Source organism: Spirosoma sp. KCTC 42546, assembly GCF_006965485.1.
Lineage (GTDB): Bacteria > Bacteroidota > Bacteroidia > Cytophagales > Spirosomataceae > Spirosoma.
Genome location: NZ_CP041360.1, coordinates 1,679,792 through 1,697,621, shown reverse-complemented (window position 1 = coordinate 1,697,621; position 17,830 = coordinate 1,679,792). Strand labels below are relative to the sequence as shown.

The window sequence follows — 17,830 nt, the reverse complement described above, 5'->3', positions numbered from 1 at the left end:
TTACTTCAGATAAGATAAATAGGTTGATGCAATACGCTCATTTCGCTCTTGGTTGCCCAGAAAGCTTTTTAAATGGTTACGTGCTTTTTCGCTAAAACCCCACGACTTCGGAATCTGCTCAAAAACGAAATCCATATTATCTAACGCAACTTCCATGCCGGTCGATATGTTGGGTTGTAGGTCGCTGATAGTTTCAGGGGGTGTAAATTTAGCAATTGCCCGCACGAAATCATGGGAAAGCAACCATTTTTTCGGTTCTCTGTAAAGTAATTCATCCCGCACTTGCCGGTGATTTATAGCATAGCCAAAAGCGGCTGTATGATCTATCGGACTAAAATCTAACAACCCGTCGCTACGTTGAGTAAGCAAAACATTCGGGTTGTCTGGTTTACGATCGAAGTTCCCAATCCATTGATCGAAGACGCCAATTTTAAGCAGATCCAGCGGATTGCTGAAATAGTGCATTTGCGATTGGTGATACGGGCCTGAAAAATAATCATCTAGTTCAACCTGACAAGGAACCGCCCTTGAACCAAAGAAAAGTTGCTCACTGAAAGCACAGTTGTCATATCGTGCTGAGAGCAAGCCCTTTTCAGTGCGATAATGATCGGCTAACGATTGGCTAATGTGAACCAGAGCGAAAGACGGAATTGCCAGCTCCCAGCAACGTGCCCAATACGCACACAAGACCTCGTTAATTAGCTCTACCAATGGAACTTGAGACGGAGTAGTTTTAGCGATGTATTGTTCTCCGTTGTCGGCTAATATCAGTAATGGGCTACTACCCTCTGTGGAGATTTCCTTTACAATAGTCTCTGCCCTGACGGTAGGAATAGGGTTAAGCATTAATTATACGTTACGATGTGGGCTTTTATGAATCTTTCTGACCAAGCCAGTGCAGAAAATGCCATTGCGCTAAGATACAGAAATGGTTTTGAATCACTTCTTTCTTAATTCTCTCTCTGCCTACCGTTTCCTAAACCAACTTGCTCTTCATAAGCAAGCAATGTATATTCACAGACTAAAACAGATTTGCCTGTAATCTCCTTCGCGTAAAACCCCACACAGACGGTCTATCGTCGCCGTGCGGGTTTATTTTCTTCCTTCTCAAATCTACCTCTATGGGTGGCCGATGCTTTTCTGCATCCCTACTTCGCCGTATCTGATTGATATGGACAAAACTCGTATGCAATTACCTGACAATGCGTGAAATCGCATTGATCAATCCTATCAAAAATAGTCTCCAGACAATGAACACAACCATTAAAAACGAATGGTATACCAATTTTTTCTCGGGCCTTAACTGCGAAATGTGGGAACGAGCCGTTTCTACCGAATGGACAACGAATGAAGTTGATTTCCTAATCGAAACAATGGAAATCAAGCCCGGAAATACCCTTTTAGATATCCCCTGTGGCTACGGCCGACACGCCATCGAACTGGCAAAACGAGGAGTTCAGGTAACGGGAGTTGATATTTTCACGGAATTTCTTCAGACACTTCAAAAGCGGGCAGTTATAGAACAGGTCTCTGTCAATATCATTTAGGGTGATATTCTGACAACCTACATCGGACACTCCTTCGATGGGGCCTATTGCCTGGGCAACAGTTTTGGCTACGTCGATTATGAGGGCATGAATCGGTTCGTAGAGAAAGTGGCCAGTGCTTTAAAGCCAGGGGCTCGTTTCGTCATTAATTCAGGTTTAGTGGCCGAGAGCATTCTCACCCATTTCCCTAAAACAGGCCACTACGTACTTGGTGATCTGATAATGGACATTAGCAACTCGTATGTTATTGGGGAGAGTTATATGGCTACCGAGCTTACTTATACGAAAGCAGATCGGTCAGAAACCCATTTCTTTAAGCACTACGTGTATACGCTGTCCGAAATAAAACGAATGCTGGCCAAACACGGATTGCGAACAATTGCCGTCTATAGTTCAACCGAAATGCTGGATTACCAACTGGGCGATCAGCAACTATATCTGATAGCTGAGAAAGTGTAGCAGGTTATTAGGAAAAAACTGACTGATACAAGAATATCAGTCAGTATGCATCTCCATTTCCCTCTACTGAGCAGCTTCCTGAGTGATTCGGAGTATGGAATCTCACAGCCAATACCAATAATCTATACCCTGACAGTAGTAGGCAAACCCAAAAACTCGCTTTTAATCGTAAAAAACACTAGTGAATACGAAACGTAGAACTTTTCTGCAGACAGTCGCCGGATTAGTCAGTCTGAGTGCCTTTTCAGGCCTGGCAACGGCAAAAGCCCCTAAGAAACCGCTGGTGGTGTTCATCACCGGCGATCATGAATACAGCGGAGAACTGACGTTGCCGCTCATAGCCGCTGAGCTGGAGAAAAACTACGGCATGCGGACCAAAGTCCTGAAGGCATACCCCGATTATAACGGTGAAAAAGATATTCCCGGCCTTGAAGCCCTGAAAGAAGCCGACCTGGCCGTTTTCTATCTCCGCTGGCGGCAACTCCCTCAGGAACAACTGAATTACATTGACGCCTATCTGAAGTCAGGCAAGCCGGTAATGGGTTTTCGAACAACGACTCATGCCTTTAACTATCCAGAAGGCGATCCACGTATACGATGGAATTCGTTTGGCGAGTTTGCCTTTGGCGCTCCTCCGGGATGGGGTGGCAAAGCACAGCATACGCACTACGGCCACAAGAGCACGACCGATGTGAGTATCATTCCCGAGGCCGCTAAAAACCCGATCCTGACTGGTGTGGAACCGAGTTTCCATGCCTCGTCCTGGCTCTACCGTGTTCAGCCCGATTACCCGGCCAAAGGGTCAACCTGGCTGCTTATGGGTAAATCCGTCAATCCCGATAAAGCGGCTATCGAAAACCCCGTTGCCTGGACCTGGAAAAACGAATGGGGTGGCAAAGCCTTTATGACCACGCTGGGCCATCCCGAAGATTTTCAGGTAGAGTCCTTTCAGCACTTAGTCATCAATGCGATTCACTGGGAGCTGGGCTTGCCAATACCCAAAAATCGGGGCGCCGACCGATGGAAAGGAAAAATTGATATCAATGTGCCTTATGGCCACCCCCAAAAACCCTGATTTATGAAATCGTTTGTTTCCAGGAAGACTAACCTCTATGGATTACTCCTTGCTGTTGGAGTCGGAATCATCGTGTTTAGCGCCTTTAAATTCTATTTTGCTAACCCGCTCACGCTGAAAAAGGGGGCGCATATTAGTTTAATAGGTAACAATCTGGGGTCGAGGATGATGAACTATGATCATTTTGAAACCGAAATGCAGGTTCGCTACCCAGATGACCAGCTTTTCATTCGCAATATGTGCGATCCGGGTGATACGCCTGGCTTCAGGCCCCGTTCAAGCCGGTTCTCGCCCTGGGCATTTCCTGGAGCCGAACGGTTTCAGACCGAATACGCGAATCCGTCGGATAGTCAGGGACAGTTTGAATCACCCGATGAATGGCTGACGCGTCTCAAGACCGATGTGATCATTGCGTTTTTTGGCTACAACGAATCCTTCCAGGGCAAAGCAGGACTAGCCAATTACAAAGCGGAGTTGGATGCGTTTATCAAACATACCCTGAGTCAGAAGTACAACGGCACGACGGCCCCACAACTGGCCATTGTATCGCCCATCGCGTTCGAGGATTTATCCGCAACCCTTGATCTGCCGAACGGCAAAGTCGAAAACGAGAACATTTCCCTGTACGCGAAAGCGATGAAGGAAGTGGCCGATCAAAACAATGTTCTCTTCGTCGACGCTTACACGCCTTCTCAGCAATGGTATACCGACAGCGCCGAGCCACTAACGATTGATGGCTCTCAGCTTACGGACGAAGGTTACAAAAAGCTTGGCATTCTACTAACCGATCAGATTTTCGGCAAAGCATCTCCCAAAGCCGAAGCCAGGCGGAAACAGATTTATGAGGCCGTTATGGAGAAGGACTGGATGTTCCATAACGACTATAAAATTCCCAATGGCGTTCACGTCTATGGTCGTCGGTACAACCCGTTCGGACCGGACAACTACCCCGCCGAAATCGAGAAAATCCGACAGATGACCGCCATTCGGGACACAGCGGTGTGGCTGGCCGCTTCGAAAGGCGAAACAATGGACATTGCCGCTGCCGATGAACGAACGAGAAAACTGCCCGAAGTAAAAACCAATTTCAACCCGGAGAAAAACGGTAGCCTGACGTATCTGTCCGGGCAGGAAGCACTGAGCAAACTCAAAGTGCCACCGGGCTATAAAATCGAGCTATTTGCCTCCGAAGCCGAGTTCCCTGATTTGGCCAAACCCATGCAGATGTCCTTCGATAACAAAGGACGACTGTGGGTGGCAGCTATGCCCAGCTATCCACACTACAAACCTGGTGATCCCAAACCCAATGATAAAATCCTGATTCTGGAAGACACGAACGGAGATGGGAAGGCCGATAAACAGACCATCTTTGCCGATCACCTGCACCTTCCCCTCGGTTTCGAAATCGCAAAAGAAGGCGTTTATATCTCACAAGGGCCTAATTTGAAGCTCTTCACGGATACAGATGGCGACGACAAAGCCGACAAAAGTGTGATTCTGATGAGTGGTTACGACGACCACGATACGCACCACAATAGTCACGCGTTTTGCGTCGATCCATCCGGCGCTATTTACTCGGGCGAAGGGGTGTTCTTACATACCAACGTCGAAACCTCTTACGGCCCCGTTCGCGCGACCAACGGCGGATTTTACCGTTATGCGCCACAACTGCATAAGCTGGAACGTACGGCGCAACTCTCCATTCCGAACCCCTGGGGAATTGCTTTCGATGATTGGGGCCAGCCATTTTTTGCCGAAACCTCAAGCCCGGATGTTCGCTGGATGATGCCGGGTTCTGTGTTGCCCCGTTATGGAGAAGCCACCCATAAATCGGTTCAGTTGGTGGAAGAGGCTCATCGGGTTCGTCCTACTTCGGGTCTGGAATTTGTATCCAGCCGCCATTTCCCGGACGATATTCAGGGTGATTTTCTAATCAACAATACCATTGGGTTTCTGGGTATGAAAGAGCACACCTTAACGGACGATGGCACGGGTTATAAAAGTCATCACCGCGCCGATCTGGTTGTGAGCGAAGACCGGAACTTCCGGCCCGTTGATATGGAGTTTGCACCCGATGGTTCGCTGTACCTGATCGACTGGCACAACATCCTGATCGGTCACATGCAGCACAACGCCCGCGACCCTCTGCGCGATCACTCACATGGTCGGGTGTACCGGATCACGTATTCATCACGCCCGTTGGTGACACCGGCCAAAATAGACGGTGCTAGCGTTGAGCAACTATTGGACAATCTCAAGCTTCCTGAATACCGTACCCGCTACCGTACCCGTCGTGAACTTAGAGGCCGGGATGTTTCGGAAGTTCTGGCCAAGTTGAAAACCTGGGTCGCTGGGTTGGACAAAAAAGATCCCCGTTACGAACACCATCTACTGGAAGGCCTTTGGGTGAGTTGGGGCATGGACAAAGTGGATCAGAATCTGCTTCGGCAAGTGTTAAAGGCGAAAGATTATCACGCCAGAGCCGCTGCCGTTCAGGTGGTTCGGTATACGGGCCATCAGGTGAAGGATCAGGCCAATCTGCTGATGCAGGCCGTTAAAGATGAGAACAGCCGGGTTCGGTTAGATGCGATTGTGGCAGCTTCCTGGATCGGAAAAGAAAAGGGACTTCCCATCCTGGCCGAAGCCGCGAAAAAGCCATTGGACGACTGGATGATTCATGCCTACGACGCTGCCGTTGCCCACCTGAAAGGCGAAAATGTAAAGAAGGAAAAAGAGATTGTTGAGAAGTCAACCCTGAAAGGATCGGAACTGGCTTTGTACAATTTGGGCAAGCAAATTTATGCCAAAGAAGGCTACTGCACGACCTGCCATCAACCTGATGGAAAAGGCCTTGCAGCCTCTGGATTCCCCCCGCTTACGGGGACGAATTGGGTGTCTGGCAATGAGGAGCGGCTGATAAAAATAGTCTTAAAAGGTGTAATGGGCCCCATCGAAGTAGTTGGAAAGAATTACCCCGGTCAGGTTCCGATGACCCCCTTTGGTGGGTTGCTGAAAGACAATGAGGTAGCTGCCGTGTTGACCTATGTCCGGAATTCGTTTGGTAATAATGCTCCTGCCATCACGCCAGAAAAGGTGAAGCAAGTCAGAGCCGCGACGGAACGCAAAAAAGACTTTTACTCGCCGGATCAGTTATTGAAAGAGCATCCGATGGAGAAATAAGCGAATGGATAATGTAAAATGAACAATGGATAGGAAATGTACTGACCTTATCATTATTCATTTTACATTATCCATTATTCATTTACTTGTGCCCTAATACCTTTAACCAATGCCCAATTCACTAGTTTCACCTATCGGCTTCAACGTACTGGCCTGGACGGCCGTCATGTCCGAAAAACTGAATCCGATCACTGAGCGTCTTAAAACCATCGGCTACGACGGAATCGAATGCTTTGTCGATAATACAGATATTGCCGCCTACCGCCAGTTTGGCGATCATTTGAACCAACTGGGTTTACAAAGTACCTGCGTAGTGGTGGTTGGCCCCGACTCAAATCCAGCCAGCGAATCAGCTAAAATTCGAGAGCAGGCCGTCGATTTTTTGAAAGGTGTCATCGATCGGGCGCATGCCATGAACGCATCGGTTCTCTGCGGCCCATTTCATTCTGCGTTTGCTACGTTCACGCGCCGAGAGCCGCAACCCGATGAATACGCTCATAGCGCCGACGTGCTGCACATTGTTGGTGACTACGCCAGGCAAGCAAACATCGTACTGACTCCCGAAGCGCTGAATCGCTTTGAGTGCTACCTATGTAACACGATGGAGCAGTTATCGCAACTAGTGCACATGGCTGATCATCCGAATGTTCGGGCCATGTTCGATACGCACCACGCCAACATGGAGGAAAAGCAGTTTCCGAAAGCGATCAAGACTATTGCCCCCGTACTGGCGCACGTGCACATCAGCGAAAACGACCGCGGTACACCCGGTGATGGACATATCCCCTGGGATGATACCTTCCGAACACTGGCCGAAATCGACTACAAAGGCTGGATGACGATCGAAGCGTTTACCCGCAATGACGTTGATTTCGCCAATTCGATCAACGTCTGGCGCGAGTACAACGATCCCTGGGACATTGCCGAAAACGGTCTCAAATTCATCAAGGCCATGCAGGCGAAGTATTCAAGCTAGGCACAGAGGATGCTGTATTTGAACTTTTGTTTCTTGGCTTTTTTGTCATCCCGACCTTAGGAGGGATCTCAAGCTCCCATATAAATCAAGCTTGAGATCCCTCCTAAGGTCGGGATGACAAAAAAACGGCTCTCTGTGTTTAATTACCTTTTTTACTTTAAGAACTTAGCCAGGTTCTCCTTCGTTACTAACTGAAACGGAATGAGGGTTTCTTTATCATACGCCTGACCTTTTGCGGCTTTCACGGCGGTTTCAATCGCTTTTGAGCCCTGCTGCTCAGCGTTCTGAAAAACGGTGGCGTCCAGCGTTCCTTTCTTAACGGCCTGTAGCCCGTCGGGAATGGCATCGATACTGACCACAATCACTTTGTCTTTCAGGCCCGCATCCGTTAAGGCTTTTACAGCCCCCAGGCCCATTTCATCGTTCTGTGCAAAAACGGCATTGATCTGAGAACCGTACGACTGAATCCAGTTTTCCATCAGCGACATCGCCTTCGCCCGATCCCACTCGCCTGTCTGATGAGCAAGGAGTTTCAGGTTGGGATATTGCTTCAGAATTTCCCGGGCACCCTGCTCCCGTTTGATCTGCGCGGCCTGCCCCATGTAGCCGTGCATCATCAATACATTACCTTTCCCGCCCAGTTTCTCCGCAATGTATTTCATGGCTATCCGGGCCGACTCTACATCATCTGAGCCTACAAAGGCGGATGGCTTCGTACTGGTTTCTGAGTTTACATTAATGATCGGAATTTTCGCAGCCAACGCTTTGGTCACGGCTGGCGAACTGGCTTCTACTTCACAGGGATTCATGATAATAGCATCCACTTTCTGAGCAATAAAGCTTTCAATCTGCTCAACCTGTTTCAACGCCGAGCGCTCCGCATCGACTGTAATCAGCTCAACACCATCAGCTTCAGCCTTTTTCACCATTGCATCGTGGACATTAACGATAAACTCATTCTGCATGCTGAGCATGGAGACGCCCACCACGATCTTTTTACTATCACCACCCTGCCCTTTTTCGCTGGATGATGATTGACTACAGCTTGTTAATAGAATTATAAAGAAAAGAGAATAGCTAATAAAGCTCGAGTAGGTATGTCGCATTTTGATCAAAAGTTATCTGTTTCTATAAAGCACCCTTACCCGCCTGCTCTAACCGACCTATCATAAAGTTTCGATAAACACTCGCCTGGTTTTGGCTTAGATAAAAGCGATATGAACTTTCATTACCTATATTTGTTCCCATATTGGGATCAAAAAAAACCTCTAATGACCATAGTAGACAAAGGAGCTATCGCCTATGAGACAGTCGACCTACCATTGAGAAACTATCATTTGCAATGAGATTGATCGCCCGGAAAACCATTGTCAGTTTCTACAGTGTTTATTCAACCTCAAAAGCTAGTTTAGAAGCATTTTACAAGGAAGTTGAAGCAGCCGATTGGGAGAAACCCAATGATGTTATTGATGCCTATCCAAGTGCCGATGTAATAACGGGCAAGCGATTTGTCTTCAATATTAAAGGCAACTCCTATCGGCTGATTGCCGATATAGAATTCAAAAAAAAGCTTGTGTTTATCGTCTGGATTGTCACGCATGCTGAGTATGATAAAATAGACGTAAAGACTGTCAATTATGTTAAAAGTGATTAAGAACGAGCGGGAATATGAAGCCGCTTTAGCACGCGTTTACGAGCTTATGCAACTGGATCTGGTCGATGATTCCCCAGAATCGGATGAGCTTGATGTATTAGCCCTGTTTGTTGAAGCCTATGAGCATAAACACTATCCTATAGCAGCGCCAACTCCTATTGAAGCAATCACATTCAGACTGGAGCAATTAGGAAAGGAAAAAAGCGAATTGGCCAAGATTTTAGGCACACGCTCCCGGCAATCAGAAATATTGAGTGGAAAACGGAAACTTAGTCTGGACATGATTCGCAAACTTCACGCCGTCCTTCATATTCCTGCAGAAAGCCTGATAGCTGCCTATTAAAAGCTACCACAGAGACGCCTTCTCAACCATTCTTTCCATGTTTTAAACTATCCAGCACAACGGCTCCGATGATAATGATACCCATCACCACCTGCTGGTAATAGGAGGTTACGTTGAGTAGGTCCAGCCCATTGCTAATTACGCCGATCAATAACGCACCCAGCAAGGTTCCGGTCATCGTTCCAGCTCCGCCTGAGGTGCTGGTTCCGCCAATGATGGCAGCGGCAATGGCATCCAGCTCAAACCCGGCTCCGGCATTCGGCTGGCCGGTTGTAATACGAGATGTCAGCAGGATACCCGCCAGAGCAGCCAATCCTCCGCATAGTGTATAAACGACCATCTTTACCGTACTCAACTGAATTCCTGATGCTTTAGCCGCCTGCTCATTCCCGCCTACGGCATACATGTAGCGGCCAATGACGGTCTTCTTCAGAATAACCGTGCAGATAACGAAGAATACTACGAGGATAATAATCAGGGTAGGAACACCCAATATTTTACCACCCCCAATAAAGTTGAATGAATCAGACAGGTTAGAGACTGGCCGCCCTTTACTCAGGATCAGAGCCAATCCCCGGCCAATAGTCATCGTGCCCAGTGTGACAATAAATGGAGGCACTTTTGTACGGGTAACAACAAAGCCATTAAACGCCCCAAAAAGCAGACCCGCCAGCAAACCAACCCCAATGGGAACGATAACCGGATAGGTGTCGGGGTGTGCAAACGAAGCGGCTACCACGCCCGTAACGGCAACAATCGAACCGATAGACAGATCGATGCCGCCCGTAATGATCACAAACGTAACGCCAAAGGCCAGCAACGCATTGATAGACACCTGCGTGACAATAATCATCAGGTTCTGAACCGTAAAAAACCGTGGTGTGGTCATCGAAAGGGCAATACAAATTGCCACCAGAACGATCAGCAGGACGTATTTGCTCACGTTTCGAATACGTATAACACCATAGTAGTCACCCGTAATGTCTTTTTCCATGTATCAAGATTAAGTTTTAAACACAGAGCCACGGAGAGCACAGAAAATAGTTAAAAATCAATATATTATTCTCTGTTTTCTCTGTGTCGCAACGGCGCACCGCTCTGTGTTTACTAATTACTGCTCCATTGCATAATGCATGATCGTTTCCTGCGTGGCTTCCTTCGCCGAAAGCATAGCCGTTTGTTTTCCCTTCGCCAACACGAGTATCCGATCGCTCATGCCAAGCAGTTCGGGTAGTTCGGATGAGATCAGGATGATTGCCGTTCCCGATTCTTTTAGTTGGTTGATGAGCTTGTAAATTTCAGCCTTCGCACCAATATCGATGCCCCGGGTTGGTTCGTCGAGAATAATGAGCGATGGAGACGAAAGCAGTATTTTGCCGATGACTACTTTCTGCTGGTTACCACCACTCAATTGCGTTACTGGCTGATTTGAACTGGACGCTTTTATCCGTAAATCAGTCATCATGGTATTGGCTGTTTCCGACTCACTTTTTGCCTGAACCAGAAACCCTTTGGCATGTTTCGGCAGGCTGGCTAACGTGATGTTTTCCCGAACCGACAGACGGGGAATAAAGCCAAACTTCTTCCGGTCTTCGCTCACATAGCCGATTCCATGTTGGATAGCGTCCTGCGGTGTGTTTATAAAAATCTGTTCACCCTTGATATATAGTTCACCGCTATCGGCCGGATCGAGACCATAAATGGCACAGGCAACCTCTGTTCTGCCCGCGCCCATCAGGCCAGCAATACCCAGAATTTCGCCTTCATGAACCTCAAAACTAATGTCGGAGAATTTACCTTTCCGGCCCAGCCTCTTCACAGACAACACCTCTTTTCCTGGATGTACGCTGGATGTCGGGAAGAGGCTGTTGATCTCGCGACCCACCATCATTGTGATCAGCGTATTAATATCGAATTCGGCAGCAGGTCTGGTAGCAATGTATTTTCCATCGCGAAGCACCGTAATCGTATCGGCGATGGTGAAAATCTCCTCCATTTTGTGGGAGATATAAATGATGGCCACGCCCTTTTGCTTTAGGTCACTGATGATGCCAAACAACGTAGCCACTTCTTTGTCGGACAGGGCGGAGGTGGGTTCATCCATGATAATTACCCTGGCATTGTTCGAGATGGCTTTGGCAATTTCGACCATCTGCATCTCCGCCACGCTCAGGTATTTCATCTGAATATCAGGGCGTATACTCACTCCCATCTCCTTAAGGAGCTGACCTGCCTGTTCAGTTAGATTTCGGTCATTCAACCAGCTAAACAGCTTGCCTTTTGTTTCCCGACCAAGAAAGATATTCTGAGCGACCGTTAATTCAGGAACGACCAGCATTTCCTGATGAATCATGGAAATACCCTTCTTGATAACATCCCTGACATGGCTGGTCGTTAAGTCGTTACCATCAAAACTCACTTCGCCAGAATCGGGCTTCAGAAGACCCATCAGAATCTTCATTAACGTAGACTTCCCTGCTCCATTCTCCCCCATCAGCGCGTGCACTTCACCCTTACGAATGTCCAGTTGAACATTATCCAGCGCCACCACACCGGCGAATATCTTCGTCAGTCCACGCACCTGAAGGATGTAGTCTTGGGGAGAAACCATAATAGCGATAGTAGCTATGAATCTAGCAAAAAGGGCCGTAGGCCCGACCTGTTAATAGAAATAGTACGGCTACCTATTATTTATAGCGCCGTAGGTGCGGCCTAATTTAATTAACAATTAGGTCGCACCTACGGCGCTATGTTTTTGGGAAATCTCTTTACTATTGACAGGTCATCCCTACGGGATTAAAAATTCAATCTTTTACTGTGTAAACTCTTCAACACCCGTATCCTTCCAACTTCGGGAGTTGGCTGATTCAATGACGGCTTCACAGACTTTCTGGGTTTCTAGGGCGTCCTGGAAGTTGGGCGAACAGGGCGTACCGGTTTCCAGACTTTTCAGAAAATCTGCAACCTGATGAATAAAGCTGTGTTCGTAGCCGATGCCTAATCCGGGAACCCACCATTTATCCATGTAGGGCTGATCACCATCCGTTACGTGAATCGACCGCCAGCCGCGTACAATTCCGTCATCGGCATAATCGAAGTACTCCAGGCGATTCAGGTCGTGTAAATCCCAACGGATAGAGGCATTTTCGCCATTGATTTCCAGCGTGTACAGGGCTTTGTGGCCACGAGCATAGCGCGTCGACTCGAACAGGCCTAACGAACCATTCTCGAAATGGCAATGGAAGATACAGGCATCATCGATGCCGACTGGTTCTACTTTCCCGGTTCCCTGGTGAAAGCGCTCTTTGACGAAGGTTTCGGTAACTGCCGATACATCTTTAATGGTACCGTTCAACCACATAGCCGTGTCGATGCAATGCGCTAGTAGGTCGCCCGTTACACCAGACCCAGCAGCTTCAACGTCCATACGCCAGGTGCCCGTGCCACCCTGCGGAACCTCGGCGCTAATGGTCCAATCCTGCAGAAAATTAGCCCGGTAATGGAAAATCCGGCCTAGTTTACCCGAATCGATAATTTGTTTCGCCAACGAGACGGCAGGAATACGCCGGTAGTTATACCAGACGGTATTGGCAACACCCGCTTCGTCAACCGCATCGACCATTTGTTGGGCTTCGGCTACTGTACGAGCCAATGGCTTTTCGCAGAGGATCATCTTCCCGGCTTTAGCCGCGGCAATCGCAATTTCGGCGTGCGAATCGTTGGGGGTACAGATGTCGATGGCGTCGATATCATCCCGGGCAATCATCGCTTTCCAATCGGTTTCGATAGATTCGTACCCCCACTGGTCAGCAAACGCCTGCACTTTTTGGGCATTGCGCGAACAGACGGCTTTCAAAACCGGCGTGTATTCCAGATCGGGAAAGAAATTAGGGACTCGATTATAGCCGTTGGAGTGTGTTCGGCCCATAAATCCGGTGCCGATTAAACCAATTCGTAGTTCTTTTTTAGATGCCATGTTTTATAGGGTTTGAGGTTTGGAGTTTGAGGTCTGAAGTTGGTAAACGAACCGGCATAAACTGCTGAAGCCGATTCGTTTGCCAACTTCAGACCTCAAACTTCAAACAAGTTAACTGGCCTCATACCAGCCGTGTGCTTTGCGGACGTTGATCATGGTCGCCAGAATATCGTTCCAGGTCTGCTGATTTGTCATCACCGAATTGGGGAACATACAACCATCCCAGCAAATGTGCTTGAAGGCTTTGGTCAGCACGCCGTTTTCGTCGCGGAGCCAGTAGCCCGCATCGTGAACAACATCGAGTTTGCCATTAGGGTCCAATGCCTGGCAGTGGCGACCCGTCTTATCGTGCGAACCCGAGCCAAAGACCGTTCCGTCATTTTGGGCTACGTGGAAGTCGATTGTCCAGGGACGTAATGCGTTCGTTAAGGTTTTAAGGGCTTCTTCGAGCGCGGCCCGGTCGCTCCAGTCGAAGTCGGGGGGTAAAATGCGGTCCTGTTCGCGGTTGTAGCCCATTGTGTACAACAACGTATGCGCCATATCGGCCTGGAAACCCATGTTTGGGCGATCAACAGCTTCCAGCGTTTCGAGCATGGTTTTCCAGCTGTGCATGCCACCCCAGCAAATTTCTCCCTCAGCAGCCAACTTTTCACCGTATTCAGCGGCTACATCGCAGGCTTCGCGGAATGTCTGGGCAATTAGTTTAGTATTCCCGGTTGGATCGGCATCCCAATCGTGCGGAGAACTGGCGGAGTCGATACGCACTACACCACTGGGACGAATACCGAGTTCGGTTAGTTTCTGACCGATGTGGCAAGATTTACGCACCATCTCAACAAAGTTGGCGCGGTCTTCTTTACTACCCATAGCTGGGCCTCCCCAGATTGGCGCCACCAACGAGCCAATTTTCAGGTTATAGCCGCCTACTTTATCGGCTAGTTTTTTAATCTCATCATCCGATATATTGACATCGATATGTTCGAAGAGCGCCAGATCAACACCATCGAATTTTACCCCATCTACTTCAGCCGCAGCTGTTAGCTCCAGCATCGTATCGAAACCAACAACGGGCTCGGAATCGGGGCCTTTTCCAACAACACCCGGCCACATGGCGTTGTGGAGTTTAGGATAATTATTCTCGTTCATGAAAGTATGGTTTAAGGTTTACGGTTTGAGGTTTACGGTTGGCTGACGCATCGCTATTTATGCGTCAGCCAACCGTAAACCTCAAACCGTAAACCGTATACACTAGTTATAATACTAAATCTGGATTGCTTGGACCGAAGTGCTTCAGCATGACAATTGGGTCGGTAGTCGACTGGTTAACAATTGTAACGCCCTCCAGCGCGGCTTTTTCACTCACAAAGAACTCGTCATTGGTCAACTGACCGTAGCGAATCATGGTAGGGGTTTCAATAGCCCAATCGTTTAGTTTGCCATGTCCCTGCATCATGATCAGGCCATAGGCAGCACTGTCTTTGATGGTTACGGTTTGCCCAGGAAGTACAGTCAACTCCTTAGCGCTGAACGCATCAGACTTGTAGCAGACCCAGACCTCACTGTATCCAGCAGCTTTCATTTCCTCCTCATCCCGAACAGGAAGCGGTTTCATGAATCGGTTAGCCATCATTTGCGGATCGGTATTCAAGTCCCAATCGATGGCTTCCATCAGTTGATCGTAATCACCAATGCGGTCTTTTGGGGTACCGTTCCAGAGCAACTCTTCAGGAATAATGGCTTCGTTCACCAGCGACTGGTACATGGCAAATACGTCCGACGCTTTCTGCGGTTCGTAGGTACACATACTTCCCGGTGCGTGGAGCAGTCCCGGTGGCACATCCCAACCCGTTCCTGGCTCCAGCCGATAGGCCGACGAGTAATTGGTGATCTTGTTATCGCCTTTGGTGAAGTTTTGCAGACACTCTTTAATCTGCTCTTTCGATGTACCGGGAGCGATACCAATGAATGTATACGGAAAATCACCACCGTGGTTATTCACTTGTGGTGGAAAATAATAGGCTTCTGGTTTACCCAATTGGCCGATCAAAGCTGCCTGTTCATCGTTATGGTGCAGGTGGTGCGGCAGGGGTCCCATGTTATCAAAAAATTTGGAGTACATGGGCCAGGCACCATATTCATTCCACAACCGATCGCCAATCAATTCGCCTTTCAGTTCGCTCACGGCGTCTTTCAGCAGAAACTGAACCTCCTTGCCATCGTCGTTAAAGACAACGTGGCTGAGCCCTTCATTTTCACCCGTTAGCGGACCATTTTTAGCAGGCGTGGTTGAGGAGAACCAGCGTTCGTCGATGCCGCCCCGTTCACCACCTAATACGTAGTAATCGTCGGGATGCAGCTTAATTCGTCGGCCTGGTACGCAAAACGACCGGGGAACCCAGGTGGGGGTCAGCCGTAAAACTCCTTTTCCTTGTTCTAATGCTTTTTCAATTACACTGAGTGTTGGCGTTGTTTCCATACAGGGGTTATTAATTAATTGAACGCAGATTTTTATGATTAATATGATTAGGTTATGATTTCACTTTGAACTTGCTGGGAATAAGGTATTATCTGAGCAGAAGCACAATCCCTTATTCCCATAAATCAGTAATAATCTTAATAATCATAAAAATCAGCGGTCCATGTGTTTTGAGAGAAAGTCAGTAATAGCGGCTTTCTCATGTAAAATTTCGATTTCTAAATCATACGACTTGATTTCGCCGGGTGCCAGGAACAGCAATTCGTTCTGTTCGCGGGCCTTGGCCTGCCCAATCAAGGGATTGGTTGTTGGTTCCAGCCCCGTTACATACTCGCCTTTTCCCCAATGCTGCCAATTGATCAACCAGGGCAATTGTGCTTTCTGAAACCGAAGCGCTATCGCAATATCCAGTTTGGAATTGTAGAGCCCAGCCGTGCATTGACCAGAACTATCGGGGGTGGCATCAATCGAGGCAACCGCTTCGCCCGTGCCGCTATGCGTATCTAACGGAGCGGGACATTTGCGAAAGTCGTTGCCTTCCTGAAAGATGTCGGCATTGATACCTCCTTCTCGCGTTTGCCAGGCACCCTGCCAGAGAATATCGGTGCCTTCATCCACTAAGGGCCAACCGAAATTAAAATGGTAAAGTAGCATGTGCGGAGTTGACGTATTTCCCCGATTAATCACCTCGTCATGAATCCGAAGATAAGGTTGCCCCAACGTACCGGAGATGGTTCGTCGCAGTTCCAGACAGGGACCGAATATTTTCGTCTCCTTGATTCGTCCGGTAATGCTCATGTCCAGTCTGCCGGTTAGTGGGTCGGGCTGGATAATGGATTCGATTTCGGCGGGGCAATTACTTATTTGCCCATGCAGTCCTCGTTCGCCAAAGGCATCCTGCTCAGGGCCGCCCACGTGCGAGAGTCCACAAGTTGTGAGTAAGCCCCCACCAAATGTCCGAAGCCAGTCAGCACCTTTATCCGAAAACGGTTGGGGTGGAGTTACTCCCGTATGGCTGAGCCAGGCAAGGCTATGTTGATTATAAAAGGCGTCGGCAATGTCCATTGCTCGGTCGATGACCACTTTATAACGCAAGCCCGTGCCGGTGTTGATCCATGCAATTCGGGTACCGCGACCAGATCCATTGTCCATGATCGACGTTTCGATACCGCCGATCTGGGCCGGATTGGATACTTTATCTGTCCAGGATTGTGGAGTCAAGACTGGTTGTATTTTAGGTTTATGGTTTACAGTTTTTGGTTTACGGTGGGCTGACGCCAGATTGTTTGGCCCAGCCCACCGTAAACCAAAAACTGTAAACCGAAACTATAACTGCTTCAACATCAGGTTTCGGTACTGTACTTTCATAGGTGGCCCTACGTGTACCTGTACGCCCAAAAGCCCTTTTGATTTTCCGTTAACGGTGTCTTCATCGGTGACATCGCTCATCAACACATCGTTGATGTAATGCTGCAACCGATTGCCTTTGATGACTAACCGAAACGTGTTCCAGTCTTCGCTTTTGATAAGCGTCTTTAGGGAATCTGAGCTACCTAATGAGCCCGTTACGGTCAAGCCGCCCCAGGCATTGTTTTTCACATTTGCGCGTACCGCTTCGGGCGTTGCGGCACCGCTATAAGGGGGTATCGTTGTTTTTTGTCCTCGATACGCCAGCGTTGTCCGTTTGCGCTCTTCGTAGTTTTGGCCTGTGTAACGGATTTTTCCGTCGATGTCGGCTTGGTATCCTCGCAAAGCAAAGGGCACATCCGTTAATTGGTCGCTGCGGTAGTTGATGCCCGAGTTACCCGCTTCGGTAATGTTGAACTCCCCTTTAAATTCAAAATCTGCGGGCTCGCCACCTTTCCAGATAATGAAGGAGTTGGTTTTCAGCAAGGTAGCGGGCGTGATTTCACCCACCAAATTTCCATTCTCGACCCGCCAGTATGTAGGGTCACCATCCCAGCCCTTGAGCGTTTTCCCATCAAAAATCTGAACAAAGCTGTCTTTCTTTTTTTGTGCTACGCAGGATGTATTCATAGTAGCGGTTGCCATAACCGCCAGTAATAATCCTAGCTGGATAAAGTTGAGATTTCTTCTTTTTAGCATGTCAATTTCACGTTAACGTGTTTTATGTAGCGCGGACA

16 protein-coding genes are annotated in these 17,830 nt (G+C 48.4%); 7 read left to right on the top strand and 9 right to left on the bottom strand.

The annotated features are described in order from the left end of the window. Positions 1–846 (bottom strand): HipA family kinase, encoded by an 846-nt coding sequence (locus tag EXU85_RS06805; protein ID WP_142771353.1) that lies wholly within the window; start codon positions 844–846, stop codon positions 1–3. 404 nt (positions 847–1,250) lie between these two features. Here EXU85_RS06805 and EXU85_RS35755 point away from each other — a divergent pair, with 404 nt between their 5' ends. The 5 genes from EXU85_RS35755 (at position 1,251) to EXU85_RS06785 (ending at position 7,237) form a co-directional block, all read left to right on the top strand. Beyond that, entirely contained in the window at positions 1,251–1,547 is a 297-nt protein-coding gene (locus EXU85_RS35755; RefSeq protein ID WP_246859450.1) for a cyclopropane-fatty-acyl-phospholipid synthase family protein, read from the top strand. Between the two features lie 87 nt (positions 1,548–1,634). Then, positions 1,635–2,006 (top strand): hypothetical protein, encoded by a 372-nt coding sequence (locus tag EXU85_RS35750; RefSeq protein WP_246859449.1) that lies wholly within the window; start codon positions 1,635–1,637, stop codon positions 2,004–2,006. 181 nt (positions 2,007–2,187) lie between these two features. After that, positions 2,188–3,081 carry a ThuA domain-containing protein gene (locus tag EXU85_RS06795; protein WP_142771352.1) on the top strand — a complete coding sequence of 298 codons (894 nt, stop codon included), beginning with the start codon at positions 2,188–2,190 and terminating at the stop codon, positions 3,079–3,081. Positions 3,082–3,084: 3 nt separating this feature from the next. Further along, complete coding sequence (locus EXU85_RS06790) at positions 3,085–6,261, top strand: PVC-type heme-binding CxxCH protein (protein ID WP_142771351.1); 3,177 nt, start codon at positions 3,085–3,087, stop codon at positions 6,259–6,261. A 109-nt stretch (positions 6,262–6,370) separates the two neighbouring features. Beyond that, positions 6,371–7,237: a sugar phosphate isomerase/epimerase gene (locus EXU85_RS06785; protein ID WP_142771350.1), complete on the top strand. Its 867-nt coding sequence runs from the start codon at positions 6,371–6,373 to the stop codon at positions 7,235–7,237. A 152-nt stretch (positions 7,238–7,389) separates the two neighbouring features. On the opposite strand, the gene EXU85_RS06780 is transcribed toward EXU85_RS06785, so the two are convergent. Next, positions 7,390–8,343, bottom strand: coding sequence for a sugar ABC transporter substrate-binding protein (locus EXU85_RS06780; protein ID WP_142771349.1), 954 nt, complete (start codon positions 8,341–8,343; stop codon positions 7,390–7,392). Between the two features lie 236 nt (positions 8,344–8,579). Between EXU85_RS06780 and EXU85_RS06775 the strand changes: the two genes are divergently transcribed. Continuing rightward, positions 8,580–8,891 (top strand): type II toxin-antitoxin system HigB family toxin, encoded by a 312-nt coding sequence (locus EXU85_RS06775; protein WP_142771348.1) that lies wholly within the window; start codon positions 8,580–8,582, stop codon positions 8,889–8,891. After that, positions 8,875–9,234, top strand: coding sequence for a type II toxin-antitoxin system HigA family antitoxin (locus tag EXU85_RS06770; protein ID WP_142771347.1), 360 nt, complete (start codon positions 8,875–8,877; stop codon positions 9,232–9,234). Before EXU85_RS06775 ends, EXU85_RS06770 begins: the two co-directional genes overlap by 17 nt. 22 nt (positions 9,235–9,256) lie before the next feature. Here the strand turns inward: EXU85_RS06770 and EXU85_RS06765 are convergent, their stop codons facing one another. From EXU85_RS06765 to EXU85_RS06735, 7 genes are all read right to left on the bottom strand, one after another. After that, a complete protein-coding gene (locus tag EXU85_RS06765; RefSeq protein WP_142771346.1) occupies positions 9,257–10,228 on the bottom strand; it encodes an ABC transporter permease in 972 nt (323 codons plus the stop codon). Between the two features lie 117 nt (positions 10,229–10,345). Next, positions 10,346–11,845 (bottom strand): sugar ABC transporter ATP-binding protein, encoded by a 1,500-nt coding sequence (locus tag EXU85_RS06760; protein ID WP_142771345.1) that lies wholly within the window; start codon positions 11,843–11,845, stop codon positions 10,346–10,348. 201 nt (positions 11,846–12,046) lie between these two features. Next, the gene (locus EXU85_RS06755; protein ID WP_142771344.1) at positions 12,047–13,210 is read right to left on the bottom strand and encodes a Gfo/Idh/MocA family protein; all 1,164 of its coding nucleotides are present in this window, start codon (positions 13,208–13,210) and stop codon (positions 12,047–12,049) included. 111 nt (positions 13,211–13,321) lie between these two features. Next, entirely contained in the window at positions 13,322–14,356 is a 1,035-nt protein-coding gene (locus tag EXU85_RS06750) for a sugar phosphate isomerase/epimerase (RefSeq protein WP_142771343.1), read from the bottom strand. Between the two features lie 106 nt (positions 14,357–14,462). After that, entirely contained in the window at positions 14,463–15,686 is a 1,224-nt protein-coding gene (locus EXU85_RS06745) for a class I mannose-6-phosphate isomerase (protein WP_142771342.1), read from the bottom strand. A 153-nt stretch (positions 15,687–15,839) separates the two neighbouring features. Next, positions 15,840–16,907, bottom strand: a complete 1,068-nt coding sequence (locus EXU85_RS06740) for an aldose 1-epimerase family protein (protein ID WP_142771341.1) — start codon at positions 16,905–16,907, stop codon at positions 15,840–15,842. Between the two features lie 105 nt (positions 16,908–17,012). After that, a complete protein-coding gene (locus tag EXU85_RS06735) occupies positions 17,013–17,792 on the bottom strand; it encodes a DUF1080 domain-containing protein (protein ID WP_142771340.1) in 780 nt (259 codons plus the stop codon). Positions 17,793–17,830: the final 38 nt, after the last annotated feature.

What these genes read in the sequence shown, in the direction of transcription:
- EXU85_RS06805 (WP_142771353.1), bottom strand. Translation starts at nt 846, where the DNA reads ATGCTTAACCCTATTCCTACCGTCAGGGCAGAGACTATTGTAAAGGAA.
- EXU85_RS35755 (WP_246859450.1), top strand. Translation starts at nt 1,251, where the DNA reads ATGAACACAACCATTAAAAACGAATGGTATACCAATTTTTTCTCGGGC.
- EXU85_RS35750 (WP_246859449.1), top strand. Translation starts at nt 1,635, where the DNA reads ATGAATCGGTTCGTAGAGAAAGTGGCCAGTGCTTTAAAGCCAGGGGCT.
- EXU85_RS06790 (WP_142771351.1), top strand. Translation starts at nt 3,085, where the DNA reads ATGAAATCGTTTGTTTCCAGGAAGACTAACCTCTATGGATTACTCCTT.
- EXU85_RS06785 (WP_142771350.1), top strand. Translation starts at nt 6,371, where the DNA reads ATGCCCAATTCACTAGTTTCACCTATCGGCTTCAACGTACTGGCCTGG.
- EXU85_RS06780 (WP_142771349.1), bottom strand. Translation starts at nt 8,343, where the DNA reads ATGCGACATACCTACTCGAGCTTTATTAGCTATTCTCTTTTCTTTATA.
- EXU85_RS06775 (WP_142771348.1), top strand. Translation starts at nt 8,580, where the DNA reads ATGAGATTGATCGCCCGGAAAACCATTGTCAGTTTCTACAGTGTTTAT.
- EXU85_RS06770 (WP_142771347.1), top strand. Translation starts at nt 8,875, where the DNA reads ATGTTAAAAGTGATTAAGAACGAGCGGGAATATGAAGCCGCTTTAGCA.
- EXU85_RS06765 (WP_142771346.1), bottom strand. Translation starts at nt 10,228, where the DNA reads ATGGAAAAAGACATTACGGGTGACTACTATGGTGTTATACGTATTCGA.
- EXU85_RS06760 (WP_142771345.1), bottom strand. Translation starts at nt 11,845, where the DNA reads ATGGTTTCTCCCCAAGACTACATCCTTCAGGTGCGTGGACTGACGAAG.
- EXU85_RS06755 (WP_142771344.1), bottom strand. Translation starts at nt 13,210, where the DNA reads ATGGCATCTAAAAAAGAACTACGAATTGGTTTAATCGGCACCGGATTT.
- EXU85_RS06750 (WP_142771343.1), bottom strand. Translation starts at nt 14,356, where the DNA reads ATGAACGAGAATAATTATCCTAAACTCCACAACGCCATGTGGCCGGGT.
- EXU85_RS06745 (WP_142771342.1), bottom strand. Translation starts at nt 15,686, where the DNA reads ATGGAAACAACGCCAACACTCAGTGTAATTGAAAAAGCATTAGAACAA.
- EXU85_RS06735 (WP_142771340.1), bottom strand. Translation starts at nt 17,792, where the DNA reads ATGCTAAAAAGAAGAAATCTCAACTTTATCCAGCTAGGATTATTACTG.